Annotated in this window: 14 protein-coding genes; 9 read left to right on the top strand and 5 right to left on the bottom strand. The window is 39.6% G+C overall.

Annotated elements, in window-relative coordinates:
- Window positions 1–62: 62 nt before the first annotated feature.
- Complete coding sequence (gltB, locus tag ACFX40_RS15770) at window positions 63–4,616, top strand: glutamate synthase large subunit (protein WP_377238006.1); 4,554 nt, start codon at window positions 63–65, stop codon at window positions 4,614–4,616.
- Window positions 4,617–4,632: 16 nt separating this feature from the next.
- Entirely contained in the window at window positions 4,633–6,114 is a 1,482-nt protein-coding gene (gltD, locus tag ACFX40_RS15765; protein WP_377238005.1) for a glutamate synthase small subunit, read from the top strand.
- Window positions 6,115–6,147: 33 nt separating this feature from the next.
- On the opposite strand, the gene ACFX40_RS15760 is transcribed toward gltD, so the two are convergent.
- Together ACFX40_RS15760 and ACFX40_RS15755 are read right to left on the bottom strand one after the other, a co-directional pair.
- Window positions 6,148–6,627, bottom strand: coding sequence for a hypothetical protein (locus ACFX40_RS15760; RefSeq protein ID WP_016763905.1), 480 nt, complete (start codon window positions 6,625–6,627; stop codon window positions 6,148–6,150).
- A gap of 52 nt (window positions 6,628–6,679) precedes the next feature.
- On the bottom strand, window positions 6,680–7,150 hold the full coding sequence (locus ACFX40_RS15755) for a staygreen family protein (RefSeq protein WP_028408724.1): 471 nt from the start codon (window positions 7,148–7,150) through the stop codon (window positions 6,680–6,682).
- Between the two features lie 201 nt (window positions 7,151–7,351).
- Here ACFX40_RS15755 and ACFX40_RS15750 point away from each other — a divergent pair, with 201 nt between their 5' ends.
- The 3 genes from ACFX40_RS15750 (at window position 7,352) to ACFX40_RS15740 (ending at window position 10,799) form a co-directional block, all read left to right on the top strand.
- Window positions 7,352–8,752 (top strand): tannase/feruloyl esterase family alpha/beta hydrolase, encoded by a 1,401-nt coding sequence (locus ACFX40_RS15750; RefSeq protein WP_028408723.1) that lies wholly within the window; start codon window positions 7,352–7,354, stop codon window positions 8,750–8,752.
- Between the two features lie 248 nt (window positions 8,753–9,000).
- The gene (gene folD / locus ACFX40_RS15745) at window positions 9,001–9,855 is read left to right on the top strand and encodes a bifunctional methylenetetrahydrofolate dehydrogenase/methenyltetrahydrofolate cyclohydrolase FolD (RefSeq protein WP_028408722.1); all 855 of its coding nucleotides are present in this window, start codon (window positions 9,001–9,003) and stop codon (window positions 9,853–9,855) included.
- Between the two features lie 344 nt (window positions 9,856–10,199).
- Window positions 10,200–10,799 carry a DUF3298 and DUF4163 domain-containing protein gene (locus tag ACFX40_RS15740; RefSeq protein WP_377255522.1) on the top strand — a complete coding sequence of 200 codons (600 nt, stop codon included), beginning with the start codon at window positions 10,200–10,202 and terminating at the stop codon, window positions 10,797–10,799.
- A 2-nt stretch (window positions 10,800–10,801) separates the two neighbouring features.
- Here ACFX40_RS15740 and ACFX40_RS15735 read toward each other — a convergent pair whose 3' ends face one another.
- Window positions 10,802–11,068, bottom strand: a complete 267-nt coding sequence (locus ACFX40_RS15735; RefSeq protein ID WP_377255519.1) for a diaminopimelate epimerase — start codon at window positions 11,066–11,068, stop codon at window positions 10,802–10,804.
- Between the two features lie 172 nt (window positions 11,069–11,240).
- Between ACFX40_RS15735 and ACFX40_RS15730 the strand changes: the two genes are divergently transcribed.
- Together ACFX40_RS15730 and ACFX40_RS15725 are read left to right on the top strand one after the other, a co-directional pair.
- Window positions 11,241–12,665, top strand: a complete 1,425-nt coding sequence (locus ACFX40_RS15730) for a phospholipase D-like domain-containing protein (protein WP_377255516.1) — start codon at window positions 11,241–11,243, stop codon at window positions 12,663–12,665.
- Window positions 12,666–12,855: 190 nt separating this feature from the next.
- Window positions 12,856–13,368 (top strand): GNAT family N-acetyltransferase, encoded by a 513-nt coding sequence (locus ACFX40_RS15725; protein WP_263034689.1) that lies wholly within the window; start codon window positions 12,856–12,858, stop codon window positions 13,366–13,368.
- A gap of 36 nt (window positions 13,369–13,404) precedes the next feature.
- Here ACFX40_RS15725 and ACFX40_RS15720 read toward each other — a convergent pair whose 3' ends face one another.
- Window positions 13,405–13,686, bottom strand: coding sequence for a hypothetical protein (locus ACFX40_RS15720; RefSeq protein ID WP_081085336.1), 282 nt, complete (start codon window positions 13,684–13,686; stop codon window positions 13,405–13,407).
- A gap of 105 nt (window positions 13,687–13,791) precedes the next feature.
- Window positions 13,792–14,223, bottom strand: a complete 432-nt coding sequence (locus ACFX40_RS15715) for a MarR family winged helix-turn-helix transcriptional regulator (protein ID WP_060747353.1) — start codon at window positions 14,221–14,223, stop codon at window positions 13,792–13,794.
- 191 nt (window positions 14,224–14,414) lie between these two features.
- Between ACFX40_RS15715 and ACFX40_RS15710 the strand changes: the two genes are divergently transcribed.
- Together ACFX40_RS15710 and ACFX40_RS15705 are read left to right on the top strand one after the other, a co-directional pair.
- Complete coding sequence (locus ACFX40_RS15710; protein ID WP_060747352.1) at window positions 14,415–14,819, top strand: CidA/LrgA family protein; 405 nt, start codon at window positions 14,415–14,417, stop codon at window positions 14,817–14,819.
- Entirely contained in the window at window positions 14,789–15,481 is a 693-nt protein-coding gene (locus tag ACFX40_RS15705) for an LrgB family protein (RefSeq protein ID WP_028408715.1), read from the top strand. Before ACFX40_RS15710 ends, ACFX40_RS15705 begins: the two co-directional genes overlap by 31 nt.
- Window positions 15,482–15,556: the final 75 nt, after the last annotated feature.

The raw sequence follows: 15,556 nt of genomic DNA, 5'->3' as shown, positions 1-15,556 counted from the left end.
AAAACTTACAATGTAAACAGGTGATCTTAAAAAGATAAAGAAAACGAACGGGGGAGAAGAAGATGACATACAATCAAATGCCAAAAGCTCAAGGTCTCTACCGTCCTGAATTTGAGCACGATGCATGTGGAATCGGACTATACGCTCAATTGAAAGGCGTAGCGTCACATGATATCGTTAAAAAAGGACTAAATATGCTTTGCCAGCTTGACCATCGAGGCGGACAGGGAAGCGATCCGCTAACAGGAGATGGAGCTGGATTAATGGTGCAAATTCCACACGCGTTCTTTAAAAAGACATGCGTTGAATTGAACTTGCCTGAAAAAGGTCGTTATGGAGTTGGAATGATCTTTTTCTCAAATAACGAAGACGAGCGTCGAGAAATCGAAGCTTATATTAATAAATTAATTGAAGAAGAGGGACAAACGTTACTAGGTTGGAGAACTGTACCTGTAAATGTCGGAAAAATCGGAAAAGTTGCAAAAGAAAGCTGTCCGTACGTACGACAAGTATTTATTGGGGCAAATGACGGTATTCAAGATGACTTAGCGTTTGAACGCAAGCTATATGTTATTCGTAAGCAAGCGGAAAATTGGGCGCAGGCGCGTCAAAACCGTTTTTATTTTACGAGCCTTTCAAGTAGAACAATTGTGTACAAAGGGTTATTAACGCCTGAGCAAGTTGATGCTTTTTATCTTGACCTACAAGATGAAGACTTCACTTCAGCGTTTGCTTTAGTGCATTCTCGCTTTAGCACAAACACGTTCCCAAGCTGGGAAAGAGCACATCCAAACCGTTATTTAATTCACAACGGTGAAATCAATACGCTTCGCGGTAATCAAAACTGGATGAGAGCACGTGAACAGCAGTTTGTTTCGGACGCATTTGGTAAGGATTTGCCGAAGGTTCTTCCAATTTTAGATGCTGAAGGAAGCGACTCATCGATGTTAGATAATGCGCTAGAGTTCTTTGTATTGGCCGGCCGCAAGCCAGCGCATGCAGCGATGATGCTTATTCCAGAGCCTTGGTCTGAGAATCCGCACATGTCAAAAGAAAAACGTGCTTTCTATGAGTATCATAGCGCATTAATGGAGCCATGGGATGGTCCGACTGCTATTTCGTTTACGGATGGAAAGCAAATCGGTGCTATTTTAGACCGTAACGGTTTACGTCCAGCTCGCTATTATGTTACAAAAGATGATTACATCATCCTTTCATCAGAAGTAGGCGTCATTGATGTTGAAGATGAAAATGTATTATATAAAGATCGTTTAAGCCCAGGTAAAATGCTTCTAATCGATTTAGAGGAGGGCCGAATTATTTCAGACGAAGAAATTAAATCTGAAATGGCACAGGCTGAGCCTTATCAAGAGTGGTTAGATGAACAGCTGGTAACGTTGCCAGAAGTGCAGGGAAAAAAATCTGAATACTTCGATGATTTGGTCATTCGCCAGAAGTCATTTGGCTACACGTATGAAGATATTCATAAATATTTAGTTCCAGTTATTACAGAAGGAAAAGATCCGCTTGGTTCAATGGGTAATGATACTCCATTAGCCGTGTTGTCTGATCGTCCTCAATCGCTGTTCAATTACTTTAAGCAGCTGTTTGCTCAAGTAACGAATCCACCGATTGATGCTATTCGTGAACAGTTGGTTACATCAACAATGACATTGCTTGGTGCAGAGGGTAATTTACTGCATCCAACTAAAGAAAATATTCATCGAATTCAGCTTGAGACACCGGTTTTAACAAACGATCAAACTGATCAGCTGAAGTCTGCCATTCATCCAGATTTCAAAAGTGCTGTTATATCTGCTGTATTTACAAATGATTTAAAAGCAGATCTTGATCGCGTATTTGCTGAAGCTGAAGCGGCGATTAACGCAGGTGCTAGCATTCTTGTTCTGACAGACCGTGAAGCGGGAGCTCAATCCGTAGCTATTCCAGCTTTATTAGCGGTTAGCGGGCTGCACCAGCACCTAGTGCGAAAAGGAAACCGTACAAAGGCGAGCATTGTTGTGGAAACAGGAGAAGCGCGTGAAGTGCACCATTTTGCAGCGCTGATTGGTTACGGCGCAGACGCAATTAATCCATATCTTACTTTTGCAACATATCAAAATGAAATTAACGCCGGTACGTTGAACGTATCGTATGACTATGCTGTTGAGAAATATGTAAAAGCCGTTACTGAAGGTGTCGTAAAAGTAATGTCTAAAATGGGTATTTCAACGGTGCAAAGTTATCGGGGCGCACAAATTTTTGAAGCAGTTGGAATCAGTGCAGAGGTTATCGAGCACTATTTTACAGGTACTGCTTCGCAGCTTGGCGGTATCGGTTTAGATGTTATTGCAAAAGAAGCAAAAACGCGTCATGACAATGCTTATGTTGAAACAATTGAGCAAACGTTAGAATCAGGAAGTGACTTCCAGTGGAGACACACGGGCGAGCATCATGCGTTTAATCCAAAAACAATTCACACGCTGCAGTGGGCTTGCCGTAAGGGAGATTACAGCTTATTTAAAAAATTCTCTGAATCGGCTAATGAAGAACGCATCGGTTTCTTGCGCAACCTGTTCTCATTTAATGGATCGCGTTCATCTATCTCCATTGATGAAGTGGAATCAGTTGATTCGATTGTAAAACGTTTTAAATCAGGTGCTATGTCGTTTGGATCTTTAAGTCAAGAAGCTCATGAAACATTAGCGATTGCGATGAACCGTTTAGGGGCACGCAGCAACAGTGGAGAAGGCGGCGAGCATCCTAGCCGCTACACTCTGGATGAGAATGGAGATAATCGCCGCAGTGCGATTAAACAAATCGCTTCTGGGCGTTTTGGAGTGAAAAGTCACTACCTTGTGAATGCCGATGAGCTTCAAATTAAAATGGCACAAGGTGCAAAACCTGGAGAAGGCGGTCAGCTTCCAGGAAACAAAGTATATCCATGGGTGGCAGATGTGCGTGGATCAACGCCAGGAGTAGGCTTAATTTCACCTCCTCCACACCACGATATTTATTCGATTGAAGATTTAGCGCAGCTTATTCATGACTTGAAAAATATAAACCGTGATGCACGAATCAGCGTCAAGCTCGTTTCAAAAGCAGGTGTAGGAACGATTGCTGCCGGAGTAGCAAAAGGAGTAGCGGATGTTATTGTCATTAGCGGTTACGACGGAGGTACGGGAGCATCTCCAAAAACAAGTATTAAACATACTGGACTACCGTGGGAACTTGGCTTAGCAGAAGCTCATCAAACACTTATGTTAAACGGTCTTCGTGAAAAAGTAGTGCTTGAAACAGACGGGAAATTAATGACGGGTAAAGATGTAGTCATGGCAGCACTTCTAGGAGCAGAAGAGTTTGGTTTTGCTACGGCACCTTTAATTGTTTTAGGCTGTATCATGATGCGTGCGTGTCACTTAGATACATGCCCAGTTGGAGTGGCGACGCAAAATCCAGAGCTTCGTAAAAAGTTCCTGGGAGAAGCGGACCACATCGTTAACTATATGAAATTTGTTGCACAAGAAGTGCGCGAAATTATGGCTGAACTTGGATTTAAAACAGTGGATGAAATGGTTGGACGCACAGACGTATTAAGCGTTAGTGAACGTGCAAAAAATCACTGGAAGGCTCAGCACTTAGACTTAACAACTCTTTTATATCAAGCTGAAGGTGTACGTACCTTTAAAACACCTCAAAATCATAAAATTGACGAATCTCTTGATATGCAAAAGATTTTGCCTGCGGTACAGCAAGCAATCGAGCATAAGTATCAAGTCGAGTTAGAACTGCCAATTTCTAATATTAACCGTGTAGCTGGAACAATTGTAGGAAGTGAAGTTACAAAACGTTACGGTGAGAAAGGTCTGCCAGAAGATACGATTACTCTTCGATTCACTGGCTCTGCAGGACAAAGTTTTGGCGCGTTTGTTCCAAAAGGCATGTCTATGTATCTAACTGGAGATGCAAATGATTATATCGGAAAAGGTTTATCAGGAGGTAAAATCATTGTTGCTCCACCTAAGGAAACAACAGCTGTGTCAGGCGAGAATGTTATCGTTGGGAACGTTGCATTTTACGGTGCAACAAGCGGTGAAGCCTATGTTAGCGGGCTAGCAGGGGAACGTTTTGCAGTTCGTAACAGCGGTGTGAACGTAGTGGTTGAAGGAATTGGTGATCATGGCTGTGAATATATGACTGGCGGACGTGTTGTCGTATTAGGCGATGTAGGTAAAAACTTTGGTGCAGGAATGTCAGGCGGTATTGCTTACGTATTTGCTGATGATCAAGAGGCATTCAAAAACCTTTGCAATAAAGACATGATTGGGTTTGAGAGCTTAAAAGGCGAAGAAGCAGAAGAAGTAAAAGAGATGGTTTCAAATCATCTGAAATATACGAACAGCCATAAAGCAGCATTTGTCTTGGAAAATTGGGAGCAATCACTTTCAAAATTTGTAAAAGTGATTCCGAATGATTATAAACGCATGATGAATCGCATTGAAGAGCAAAAAGCAGCTGGACTAACGGAAGAAGAAGCAGCTATGAGTGCGTTTGAGGAAAATGCAAAACAAGAAAAGAAAGCGTCGGCAAAACAACAAGAAGCGGTAGCTCAGTAAGAAAGGGGAGAGTACGATGGGAAAACCAACAGGATTTATGGAAATCAAACGTGAAAAAGGGAAGGAACGTGACCCGTTAAAACGTTTAGGTGATTGGAAAGAGTATGCTGCTCCTTTATCTGATGAAGCGCTAAGCCGTCAAGGGGCACGATGTATGGATTGTGGCACACCTTTTTGCCACATGGGAATGGATATTAATGCTTTTACTTCTGGATGTCCAATCTATAACTTAATTCCAGAGTGGAATGATTTAGTTTATAAAGGACGCTGGAAAGAAGCTTTAGAGCGTTTAATGAAAACGAACAACTTCCCGGAGTTTACAGGACGAGTTTGTCCTGCTCCGTGTGAAGGTTCCTGTACGCTTGCTATTTCAGATCCAGCCGTTTCGATTAAGAATATCGAACGCGCTATTATTGATAAAGGCTTTGAGAATGGGTGGATTACTCCGCGAATTCCGGAGAAAAGAACAGGCAAAAAAATTGCTGTTATTGGCTCTGGGCCAGCAGGCTTAGCAAGCGCAGATCAGCTGAACCAAGCGGGTCATTCCGTAACGGTATATGAAAGAGCAGATCGTGCTGGCGGTTTATTAACATATGGAATCCCGAATATGAAGCTAGATAAAGAAGTAGTGGGAAGACGTGTTCGCTTATTGACGCAAGAAGGTATTGATTTTGTAACAAATACGGAAGTTGGAAAAGACATTACTGCTGAAGAATTAAAAGAACAATATGATGCTGTGATTTTGTGTACAGGAGCTCAGAAGCAAAGAGATCTAGTATTAGAAGGTCGTGAAGCAAAAGGAGTTCACTTTGCAATGGACTACTTGACAACTTCAACAAAAAGCCTTTTAGACTCTAACTTCAAAGATGGTCAATTTATTGATGCTGAAGGAAAAGACGTTATTGTTATTGGAGGCGGAGACACGGGAGCTGACTGTGTAGCTACTGCTCTTCGTCAAAAATGCCGCAGCGTTGTTCAGTTTGGTAAACATCCTCAGCTTCCTGCTGAGCGTACGGCAGATAATATGTGGCCTGAATATCCACATGTATTTAATCTTGAATATGCTTATGAAGAAGCACAGGCAAAATTTGGGGACGATCCACGTGAATATTCAATTCAAACGAAAAAAATCGTGGCAGATGAGCAAGGCAATCTAAAGGAACTTCATACGGTTCAAATGGAAAAAGTAAAAGGTGAAAATGGACAGTACATCTTTACCGAAATTCCAGGAACAGAAAAAGTATGGCCAGCTCAGCTTGTCTTTATTGCGATTGGGTTTGAAGGTCCAGAGCATCCGGTTCTATCAGCGTTTGGTGTTGAAACGAAAAATCGTCGCGTAGATGCAGCGTATGGAAATTACAAAACAAATGTTGAAGGTGTTTTTGCTGCTGGTGACGCTCGTCGTGGGCAAAGTTTAATCGTATGGGCTATTCATGAAGGTCGTGAAGTAGCCAAACAAGTTGATAGCCATCTAATGGGAGCAACTGTATTACCATAATAAAAAACCGTCACAATTGTGGCGGTTTTTTGTTTATCTAGGATTTGGCACTTCATTTCCTCTACGTAAATTTTCAAATGAAACGGTTAAAATCGTGTTGGTAATTCGAACTTGTGAAGCGGGGGAAACGCTGTATAAGTTGAAAAGTTCAAATATCCAGGGGTCACGTTTTTTTAACTGTCGCGCGGCTTTTTCAACGCGTTCGTTAATAGATCCGCTGTAATTGTTATAGTTATCATCAACAAATCTTACAATGGAACGAAATAAGTATTCTGTTAGTTTGCTATCCATCCCGCCTCGTTGAGCATCTCTGTAGATGGACTGATACTGTCGTTTTAAAATTTTCATCACTCTGTCTACATCGCGTGTAGATCTAACTTCCTCTTCTTCATGCAGGATATAAGAAAATAAGTCTTCATTGTATCTATAAGGTTCTAAATAATTTTCATTCGTAGTAGGAACCACTGGATGGTAATAGCGCGGCATATAGGGGTAAACCCATTGACTGTACATGAAACATTCACACCTTCCTCGTTCATTTCCCATTAGTTTATGCACGAGCGTGCTAGCTGCTGCATGTTTGTTTTAAATAAAATTTAGGAGTTTGATAATAGGACCACCCTCTAAATTCTTGATAAGTCGATATAAAATAAATGTAAATGGGTGTATTTAGCAAGTCGGGATAATGTTGAAAAAACGCTTGGTCTCCGTAAAACATTGCTTCTAAAGCAAGGGGGAGTTCACGACGGAAAATTTGATAACGAAGCTGCGCTTGCTCGCGGCTGAACTCGCCTCCGCTAACAAAAACTTCGCCTTGAATAACTGCTTGTCGGTCTGTTACGTGAAGCGCAGCTAGTACTTCATCACGCATATTTTTATCTATCGCCTTGTTGTTATATGAGCATCCGATGCTTAAAAAAAGCTGACCGGTTGTATCAGAATGAGTGAGAGTATATTTTCTTCCGGAAACCGGATAGGAGGAAGTAGCAGGGGGAATAAGAGTCGTAGAAAGTTTTGAAGAATTAAACGAACTCATAGTCATTTACACTCCTTTTTTTGAATGAATTTCAATATTATACGGCGCTATGGGCTCAGTTGTGATAAATGTCTACTTTCTTTCTGTAAGAAAGGCGTTTTGATGTACTTTTTGAGAAAAGGATGGTAATATTTAACTGAAATTATGCATGTATAGTCCCCAAGAGAGTCTTCAAAAGCAAATGTGAATGGAGGTTATCACTTGAATATCACAACGTTTGACGGTAAGTATGGAAACTGGCTAACGACTAAAAATCCTCTTCAATTTCAAGCAGCGACTGCCTATGGGAACATTGGGCTGGCTCCTATCTATTGGGGAACAAAAGAAGAAAAAAATGGATGGTATTACATGTATCAGCCTGAAGAAATAACGGGCGTTCAAGTAGAAGGTGAAGTTGATGGTGGTAAATTTCTCATTCGAATTCCCGATGATTGGAATGGAAAGTTAGTTATGTCAGGAGTTCCAGCTACCCGAGATGAGAAATCAACGGATTTACTATTCAGCGACTATGTGTTGGCAAAAGGGTTTGCGTTTGCTGCTTCTGATAAAGGAACTCAGGGAGAAGAAGTGAGAGATGATCCATTTGCTAAAGCAAAGAACGCTCTAGTCAAAGAAGAAGACTCCATTAGAAAATGGCATATTCAATACCGAGAAGTGACAAAAATCGCGCAGAGATTTTTATTTGAAAATTATCGTCACAAACTTCAAAAAGAAGTGACAGAATATTTTGATATAAAAACGTATGCGTTAGGTATTTCTAACGGGGGTTATGTTGTTCGCTATGCTTTAGAAAACGACGGGAAACATGGAGAGCCTCAGCTTTTTAATGGAGGCGTTGAATGGGAAGGGGTTATGTGGCGAGCTGATCACGATAACTTGATTACTTCCTTAACACCTGTTGTAAATCATGCCGAAGAAGCACTGTACACCGTAGGTGAATCGCAAAAAGAAGCTTTGCACCGTTTGTATCAAGCAGGGTTGCCAAAAGGATCTGAGTTTTTATGGCCATATCATGACCAGTATTATTGGTTTTTAACGCTTAATATATATAGAGATGAGTTTGACAGTCAAGCACCTGGAAGCATTCCATGGCAAAAATACTTGACTCTTTTTGAAAACGGAGTTAGAGACCGTTCGTTAGATTCTATTTTTGAAAAGTATGATTATCAAGAAAGACCGCAAGATGTAAAGCAAAGAGTTCGTGAAATTGAAAATACAGGTGATATTTCCGTTCCGTTGATAAGCATTACAGGGTCGTTAGATGCTCTTATTTTTCCGGATATTCATGCTTATCCTTATGAACAACTGGTAAAAGATTCTGGTAAGCAGCACCTTCATCGTCACTATGTAATTGAAAATGGCAACCACATTGATAGCTTAGTATGGAATCATCAAATTGACCCAGATCGAAAGCTTCAGCCTCTCCTGCCTTATGTGTATCAAGGATTTGAACTGCTATGTGATTGGGTGGAGAATTTTGAAGAACCTCCGAAAAATAAGAAAATAAGTGCGCCTCTCAAGGAAATGCATGTAAAAGATCTAAAAACAGAGGAAGACGTGCTGCCGTTGACTACAAAGAAAAGCATATCAACAGAAAAATAAATCGTTCAAAACCGTGCCGAAGGTGCGGTTTTTAATTTGGAAAAGCAATGTTTGAATAAAAACACCTTTGGTGAATACAAAATATTATAGTACGATAAGAATGGAATATACGTTATTTGTTATTTATTTTCATCTATTTAAAATAAAAACAATAAAAACATTGAACAAAACCGAACTTTTGTGTTAGATTAATAACTATAATTCGTACATTTATTAAATGGCTACAGTTGAAAGGAGCAAAAAACATCATGACAGCGAAAGTAATTAAAGGAAAAGAAGTAGCGCAAGAACTGCGCGCCGCATTAAAAGAAGAGGTAGCTCAATTAAAAACAAAAGGTATCGTTCCTGGTTTAACCGTGATTTTAGTAGGAGAAAATCCTGCTTCGCAATCATATGTAAAAGCAAAAGCAAAGGCTTGTGAAGAAATCGGTGTTGCATCTGAAATTATCAAACGTGACGTAACGATTACTGAAGAAGAGCTTTTAAACGAAATCCATCACTTGAATGGAAATCCATCTGTTCATGGTATTCTTATTCAACTTCCATTACCAAAACATATTGATGAAAAAGCAGTATTAAATGCTGTATCTCCTAAAAAAGATGTAGATGGCTTCCACCCAGTAAGTGTAGGGAATATGGTTATTGGCGATGAGTGCTATTTACCATGTACACCACACGGCATCGTTGAGTTAATTAAACGTTCAGGTGAAGAAATTTCAGGTAAACATGCGGTAGTAATTGGACGAAGCAATATTGTTGGTAAACCAGTATCCATGCTGTTACTTCAAGAAAGTGCAACGGTAACAATTGCTCACTCTCGCACAAAAGATTTATCTGCTTTAACAAAACAAGCTGATATTCTTGTGTCAGCTGTAGGACAACCTAGACTTATTAAAGCAGATGATATTAAGCCGGGTGCGATTGTAATTGATGTAGGTAACACAATGGAAAATGGTAAACTCGTTGGTGATGTTGATTACGAAGCGGCTTTAGAAGTTGCAGGTTATATCACACCAGTACCAGGCGGAGTTGGCCCGATGACCATCACAATGTTATTAAAAAATACGGTAGATGCTGCTAAAACAATTAACAACGTAAAATAACAAGAAGTAAAAAAGAGGCTGAGACAAAGGTATTTTCGTTGAAGGAAGATCCGAACGAGTTTGATTCTTGATTGAGAATCAAACTTGTTCGGATTTTTTCATTGATAAAGTTAACATAGGTTTCATGTATGAGTGTGCTTCTAGCTGGTGATTGGAGAGCAAGGCGAAGACTTCTGCGGAAATCAATAGCGGTGTTACAAGCAATCCATACTAGAGCATTTATCCAGTTTGTTTGTCTTTAGGTTGGATTGATTTCGCTATGTCTGAATCTTTCTTTGCTTCAGTAATGGAATGGAGGCTAAAAGAATAGAATGTAACAACCTGTATACAAAGAGGAGGAAGCGATGGTTACGTTACCTGCAACCGTATATTCTCAACAAATAGTGAAGAAAAAGTTAAACGTTTATTATCCAGTTGTACATTTGACTAATCAAGCTGTTCAGCACAGCATGAACAGTAAAATTTTGCAGCGCACGAATGAATTAATTCGTCAGCAGGGATATGGAGAAAATCCGGATACGGAAGAAACGGGTTATTATGAGTTGAAAACGAACGAGCGAAATGTACTCAGCTTAACACTTGTCAATTTTGCTTATTCCGGGGGAGCGCATGGTTTGACCGTGGTCGTTCCGTTAACGTTTAATGTGCTGAGTGGAAAAACGTATCAACTCAAAGATCTATTTAAAAAAGACAGTAATTACGTGAGCATTCTTTCTAAAATAGTAGGAGAGCAAATAAAAGAGCGCGATATTATGGTTCTTGGAGAGTATAAAGGAATTAAACCAGATCAAGATTTTTATATCGCCGATAAATCACTTGTGCTCTTTTATCAGCTGTATGACCTGGCCCCTTACGCATATGGAATTCCTTACTTTCCAATTTCTATCTACGCTATTCAAGATATTATTGAAGATGAAAGTCCACTTGGACAAATGTTTGGATAAAGTTATAAAAAATTGCGGTGCGGCCGTACGTATCTTTTTAATTCGGCCGCTAACTGCTGACGAAGCGAACGAACGCTAATCGCTTCAGCAATATCTTTTGCTACAGGGAATACCCCGATTTTAGTGATATGAATACGAAGATAACCCTCATACAAGCATCCTCCCTCCGCATGCTTGATTTTGGTGCGTACCACAGCTTCTATTTTATCGTTTTCATTTTGCAAAGGGTAAGAATCTGTGATATGAAAACGAAAAGAATATTCCTCCATCACCATCATCCTTTTTTCTATGATATGTACTAGCATACTATACAAATAGTGAATCAGAAAAAATAAATGTGTCAAAAAGACAAAGGGCAAAGCAATCAAGGAAGCAGTTTCTTGCATGTAATGGTCCTTATTTGTGAACGATAACAGAAAAAGACAAGAAGCTGGAGTTGCGATGATAAAAATAGCATTCAAAGGATTACTTATTATTTTATCTTTATATATTCTGTACGTGGTTATAGCGGCGGTGGTTCTCTTTTATGTACCTTTAAAAACAGGAGAGGGAACGACTTCAATTAAACCGACTAGCTTTTTTGGTCACAGGGAGTCTACGGACCGAGTGAGACTTCTTGAAGATGGTTATGAGGCAGGAAGAGTTCGTATTCAAATGATTCAAGAAGCTGAGAAATCGATTGATATTGCTTATTACTCAATAGGAAAAGGAGAGTCAACTGATTTAATTATGGCCGCTCTTTTTAAAGCAGCTGATCGAGGCGTCCATACTCGCGTTCTCTTAGATGGGATAGCTAACGGCTTACGAGGAAATCGAAGAGGCGTGCTCTATGCATTAGCTTTACATCCCAATATTGAAGTGAAGTATTACGAACCGCTTCAATTGTTTAAACCTTGGGCGTGGCAAAATCGTATGCATGACAAAATAATGATTGTAGACGGTAGACTAGGTATAATAGGAGGACGGAATATAGGGGACAAGTATTTGGCTAAAAAGCCTCCTCCAGATTTCGTCTATGATCGTGATGTCTTTATTACAAACAGCAAACATAAACAAGATAGCGTCATCACTCAAATGCAAAATTATATAAATGAATTATGGGCTCATCCTTACACTAAAAAAGCTTTTTATCATCTCACGCAGTACCAGGTCGATCAGGGAAATAGGATGAAAGCTTTGCTGCTGCAGCAATATGATAAAGCTAAGCAAGTAGGAGAAACGTTTGCGACGCCTAAGATTAATTGGAATGCTTCCACCGTTCCTACAAAGCGTGTTTCTTTTATTCATAATCCAATTGAACGCTTTAATAAACGACCTTTTATGTGGAAAACGTTTATTAATCTGGCAGAAGCAGCTAACCGCTCTGTTCTTATTCAAAGTCCTTATGTGGTGCCAACCAATGCGATGAGAAAGTATATAGCAATGAAAAAGAATCCAGCTGTTCAATGGACGCTACTCACAAATTCAGTTACATCTACGCCCAATGTGTTGGCTTTTTCCGGGTATATAAGTATGCGTGATACGATTGTGAAAACAGGTGTAAAGCTTTACGAATACCAAGGACCTTATTCGATTCATGCAAAGTCTGTGATTTATGATCAAAGACTCAGTGCCGTAGGCTCTTTTAATTTAGATTGCCGTTCTACATTTTTGAATAGTGAATCCATGGTCATTATCGATAGTCAAGAATTTGCAAAAAAGCTGACGATGGCGATGGAAAACAAAATGGATAAAAGTGTCCTTATTGCTAACCATAAGCGATGGATTAAATCTCCTGACATCCAAAAGACAGAAGAACCTGTTATGAAGCGGACCTTCCTATACGCCCTTGCAAAAGTGACGAGGTTTTTTAAGGAATTTATTTAAACAATCGGCAGTAGAATAAAAAGCACTCAATGGTATATCCATTGAGTGCTTTTTGTTACATATCTTATAAATAAATGAATAAACAAACTTATCACATAATGTAAATTATCCTCTTTTATTTATTGGAAAAACTAGGTAGTATAAACATAATAGACAAAAAGGAGGAAGGCACGTGGAAACCCCCGTTTTAATGAAACCAGATGCAGCTTATAAAGAGGCTTATATGAACTTTTATCATGAATGGAAAGCAAGCGGAGAAAAAATGATTCCGTGGGTAATTGATAAAGAACCTGCTTACTTTGAAAAAATGGTTCAAGAGTTGTTAGATGCAGAAAAAGGGATCGGGTTAAAAAAAGGATATGTACCCGATTCCACCTACTGGCTAATGCATCACGAAAAAGTAATAGGCGTAGTTAATATCCGCCATGAGCTAAGTGAAATACTGCGAAACAGCGGAGGACATATAGGTTATGGTATTCGGCCGAGCGAAAGACAAAAAGGATATGCGAAGCTGCTACTGAAGTTATCTGTTCAAGAAATTAAAAAGCTGGGAGTTCAACGGGCATTAGTTGTGTGTGATGATTGGAACACCGCTTCTCGTCGAACTATTCTGGCAAACGGTGGTGTACAAGACGAGGATTATATAGAAGAGGACGGAACTGTCGTTCAACGCTTTTGGATTCACACGGATAAAATGGCATAAGAAAGAGGTGAATTTTTCAATTCTCCTCTTTTATGCTTAGTCATATTGTTTTAAAGCTAACTTCAGCCGCATATAGGTATACATGGCGTATGCCTGTCTTCCTTTTAAACTGTACGGATTTGCTTTGGAGCAAAGACAGTCAAGAAATTGCTCATCACATGAGCGGCATGATCCGTAATCTTCATAGCATAAATCATGGTATTTGCAGCAGCAGTCTACATCGTTTACCGGACATCCGGGACCACTGCATCCGGGACCACACCATTTATAGCCGGGGAAGAGGCAGGGCGCGGCTTTCCGTTTGTTCGGAACAGACATAATCATACATCCTTTTCAATAGTCTCTTTACATTAAATGCAAAAAAGAGAAAAGAGACAGGGACAAACACCTTGCAGCAGCAGCCTAATTTTCATGAATTTCTATTTAATCGATAAATGCGTCATTCATCCGCATTAATAGTTTGCCAAACAGCTCCTTTTCTTCATTTGACCATTCCTTTAACATACTATGATAGCGTTCAAGGCGCATTTGCTTATCAGTTTGCAGCATTTTTTTTCCACGTGGTGTGATGTCAAATAGGCTGACGCGTCCATCCGAAGGATCAGAGGAACGGGAAATAAACTTTTTATTTTCTAAAGCAGATGCTTGTCTAGACAGAGTTGAAATGTCGAGTTTAAATGCTTCTGCCAGCTCTTTTACACGAGCTGGTCCAAATTCATCTAATTGCCGCAATAATAAATAAGCTGATCTTTCTAGATTTCCTATTTTATTTTCAGAATTATCAAGATAGACGGCTCGTCTAATAAAGGTAGTAAGCTCATATTCAATCAATTCAATTGAATTTTTTTCTTGCATTATAATCTCTCCTTACAAAATCATTCATTGACAAAGAAATATATACTTGTATAATACAAATGTATATATAGTTGTATAGTACAAGTAAAAGCAGGTAAAGTAAAGGATGTTTATATAGTTAAATGTTAGACAACATGACAAAATAAAGAGAGGAGGACAGCTGTTCTTTATCTATAGGACAGCGACCTATAATGAAAGTGATACGAATCATTTTACAAATCGCGATTCTTTATGCTTTTTCTATGATTGGCGAAGCTTTTCACCACATGCTTCACCTGCCTATTCCAGGCAGTATTATAGGCTTAATTTTAATGCTCATTTGCTTAACGTGCAAAGTTGTTCCCATCAAAGTGATTGAAGACGGAGCAAGCTTCTTGTTATCTTTTTTACCTTTATTATTCATACCAGCTATGGCAGGAGTGATGAATTATCCTTCGCTTCTTTCAAGCAGCGGAGCGATTTTATTTTTAATTATTGTGCTTAGTACAATCATTACGATGGCTGCCGCGGGGGCTGCCAGTCAACTTTTAGAAAAGAAAGCGAACAAACGAAAGGAGAAACAACAGTGCAAGAATTCTTTATCGCGCTCTTTATAATCATAGCTACAGTTGCTCTGTATCTAGTCATGGCAAAAATATACGTACGGTTCTCTTACCCAATCCTTATTCCAGTTTTAACTACAACCGTATTCGTTATTCTTCTTTTGCTTGCCTTTCATATTTCCTATGACGAGTATATGATTGGAGGCAAATGGATTAATTCACTTCTGGGGCCAGCGGTTGTTGCATTAGCGTATCCACTGTATAAACAGCGTGAGATGCTAGTGAAATACAGCATTCCTATTATTGGAGGAGTGTTTGTAGGATTATTTGCAGGCATGATTAGCGGACTCGTGTTCGCTGAAGTATTCGGCATTGACCGAAGCCTGATTTTATCCATTGTTCCTAAGTCTATTACCACTCCCGTTGCAATTCAAATTGCCACGGGACTAGGAGGGGTTCCATCCATGACTGTGGTATTTGTTATGATTGCAGGCTTTTCGGGAGTAATTCTTGGACCTTTACTTTTAAAGTGGATTCGTATTAAAAGTTCTTTAGGAAAAGGAATTGCCCTAGGCAGCGCTTCTCATGCGCTAGGAACTTCTAAAGCATTTGAATACGGTGAACTAACGGTATCGATGAGCTCGGTATCAATGACGTTAAGTGCTGTACTGGGGTCGGTTTTTGGGCCGATTGTTGTCTGGCTATTCCAAGTGTAAAGTGAGATAAGTAAATACAGAAAACAATCCTGTTTGAGTTCAAACAGGATTGTTTTCTCTGTCAAATTACGAATT

This window comes from Priestia sp. YIM B13552 (assembly GCF_042787775.1).
In the GTDB taxonomy this organism is placed as follows: Bacteria; Bacillota; Bacilli; order Bacillales; family Bacillaceae_H; genus Priestia; species Priestia megaterium_E.
Note: the sequence above shows the minus strand (reverse complement) of the source record. Positions and strands in the feature narration are given on the sequence as shown.

What these genes read in the sequence shown, in the direction of transcription:
- gltB (WP_377238006.1), top strand. Translation starts at nt 63, where the DNA reads ATGACATACAATCAAATGCCAAAAGCTCAAGGTCTCTACCGTCCTGAA.
- gltD (WP_377238005.1), top strand. Translation starts at nt 4,633, where the DNA reads ATGGGAAAACCAACAGGATTTATGGAAATCAAACGTGAAAAAGGGAAG.
- ACFX40_RS15760 (WP_016763905.1), bottom strand. Translation starts at nt 6,627, where the DNA reads ATGTACAGTCAATGGGTTTACCCCTATATGCCGCGCTATTACCATCCA.
- ACFX40_RS15755 (WP_028408724.1), bottom strand. Translation starts at nt 7,150, where the DNA reads ATGAGTTCGTTTAATTCTTCAAAACTTTCTACGACTCTTATTCCCCCT.
- folD (WP_028408722.1), top strand. Translation starts at nt 9,001, where the DNA reads ATGACAGCGAAAGTAATTAAAGGAAAAGAAGTAGCGCAAGAACTGCGC.
- ACFX40_RS15740 (WP_377255522.1), top strand. Translation starts at nt 10,200, where the DNA reads ATGGTTACGTTACCTGCAACCGTATATTCTCAACAAATAGTGAAGAAA.
- ACFX40_RS15735 (WP_377255519.1), bottom strand. Translation starts at nt 11,068, where the DNA reads ATGGAGGAATATTCTTTTCGTTTTCATATCACAGATTCTTACCCTTTG.
- ACFX40_RS15730 (WP_377255516.1), top strand. Translation starts at nt 11,241, where the DNA reads ATGATAAAAATAGCATTCAAAGGATTACTTATTATTTTATCTTTATAT.
- ACFX40_RS15725 (WP_263034689.1), top strand. Translation starts at nt 12,856, where the DNA reads ATGAAACCAGATGCAGCTTATAAAGAGGCTTATATGAACTTTTATCAT.
- ACFX40_RS15720 (WP_081085336.1), bottom strand. Translation starts at nt 13,686, where the DNA reads ATGTCTGTTCCGAACAAACGGAAAGCCGCGCCCTGCCTCTTCCCCGGC.
- ACFX40_RS15715 (WP_060747353.1), bottom strand. Translation starts at nt 14,223, where the DNA reads ATGCAAGAAAAAAATTCAATTGAATTGATTGAATATGAGCTTACTACC.
- ACFX40_RS15710 (WP_060747352.1), top strand. Translation starts at nt 14,415, where the DNA reads ATGAAAGTGATACGAATCATTTTACAAATCGCGATTCTTTATGCTTTT.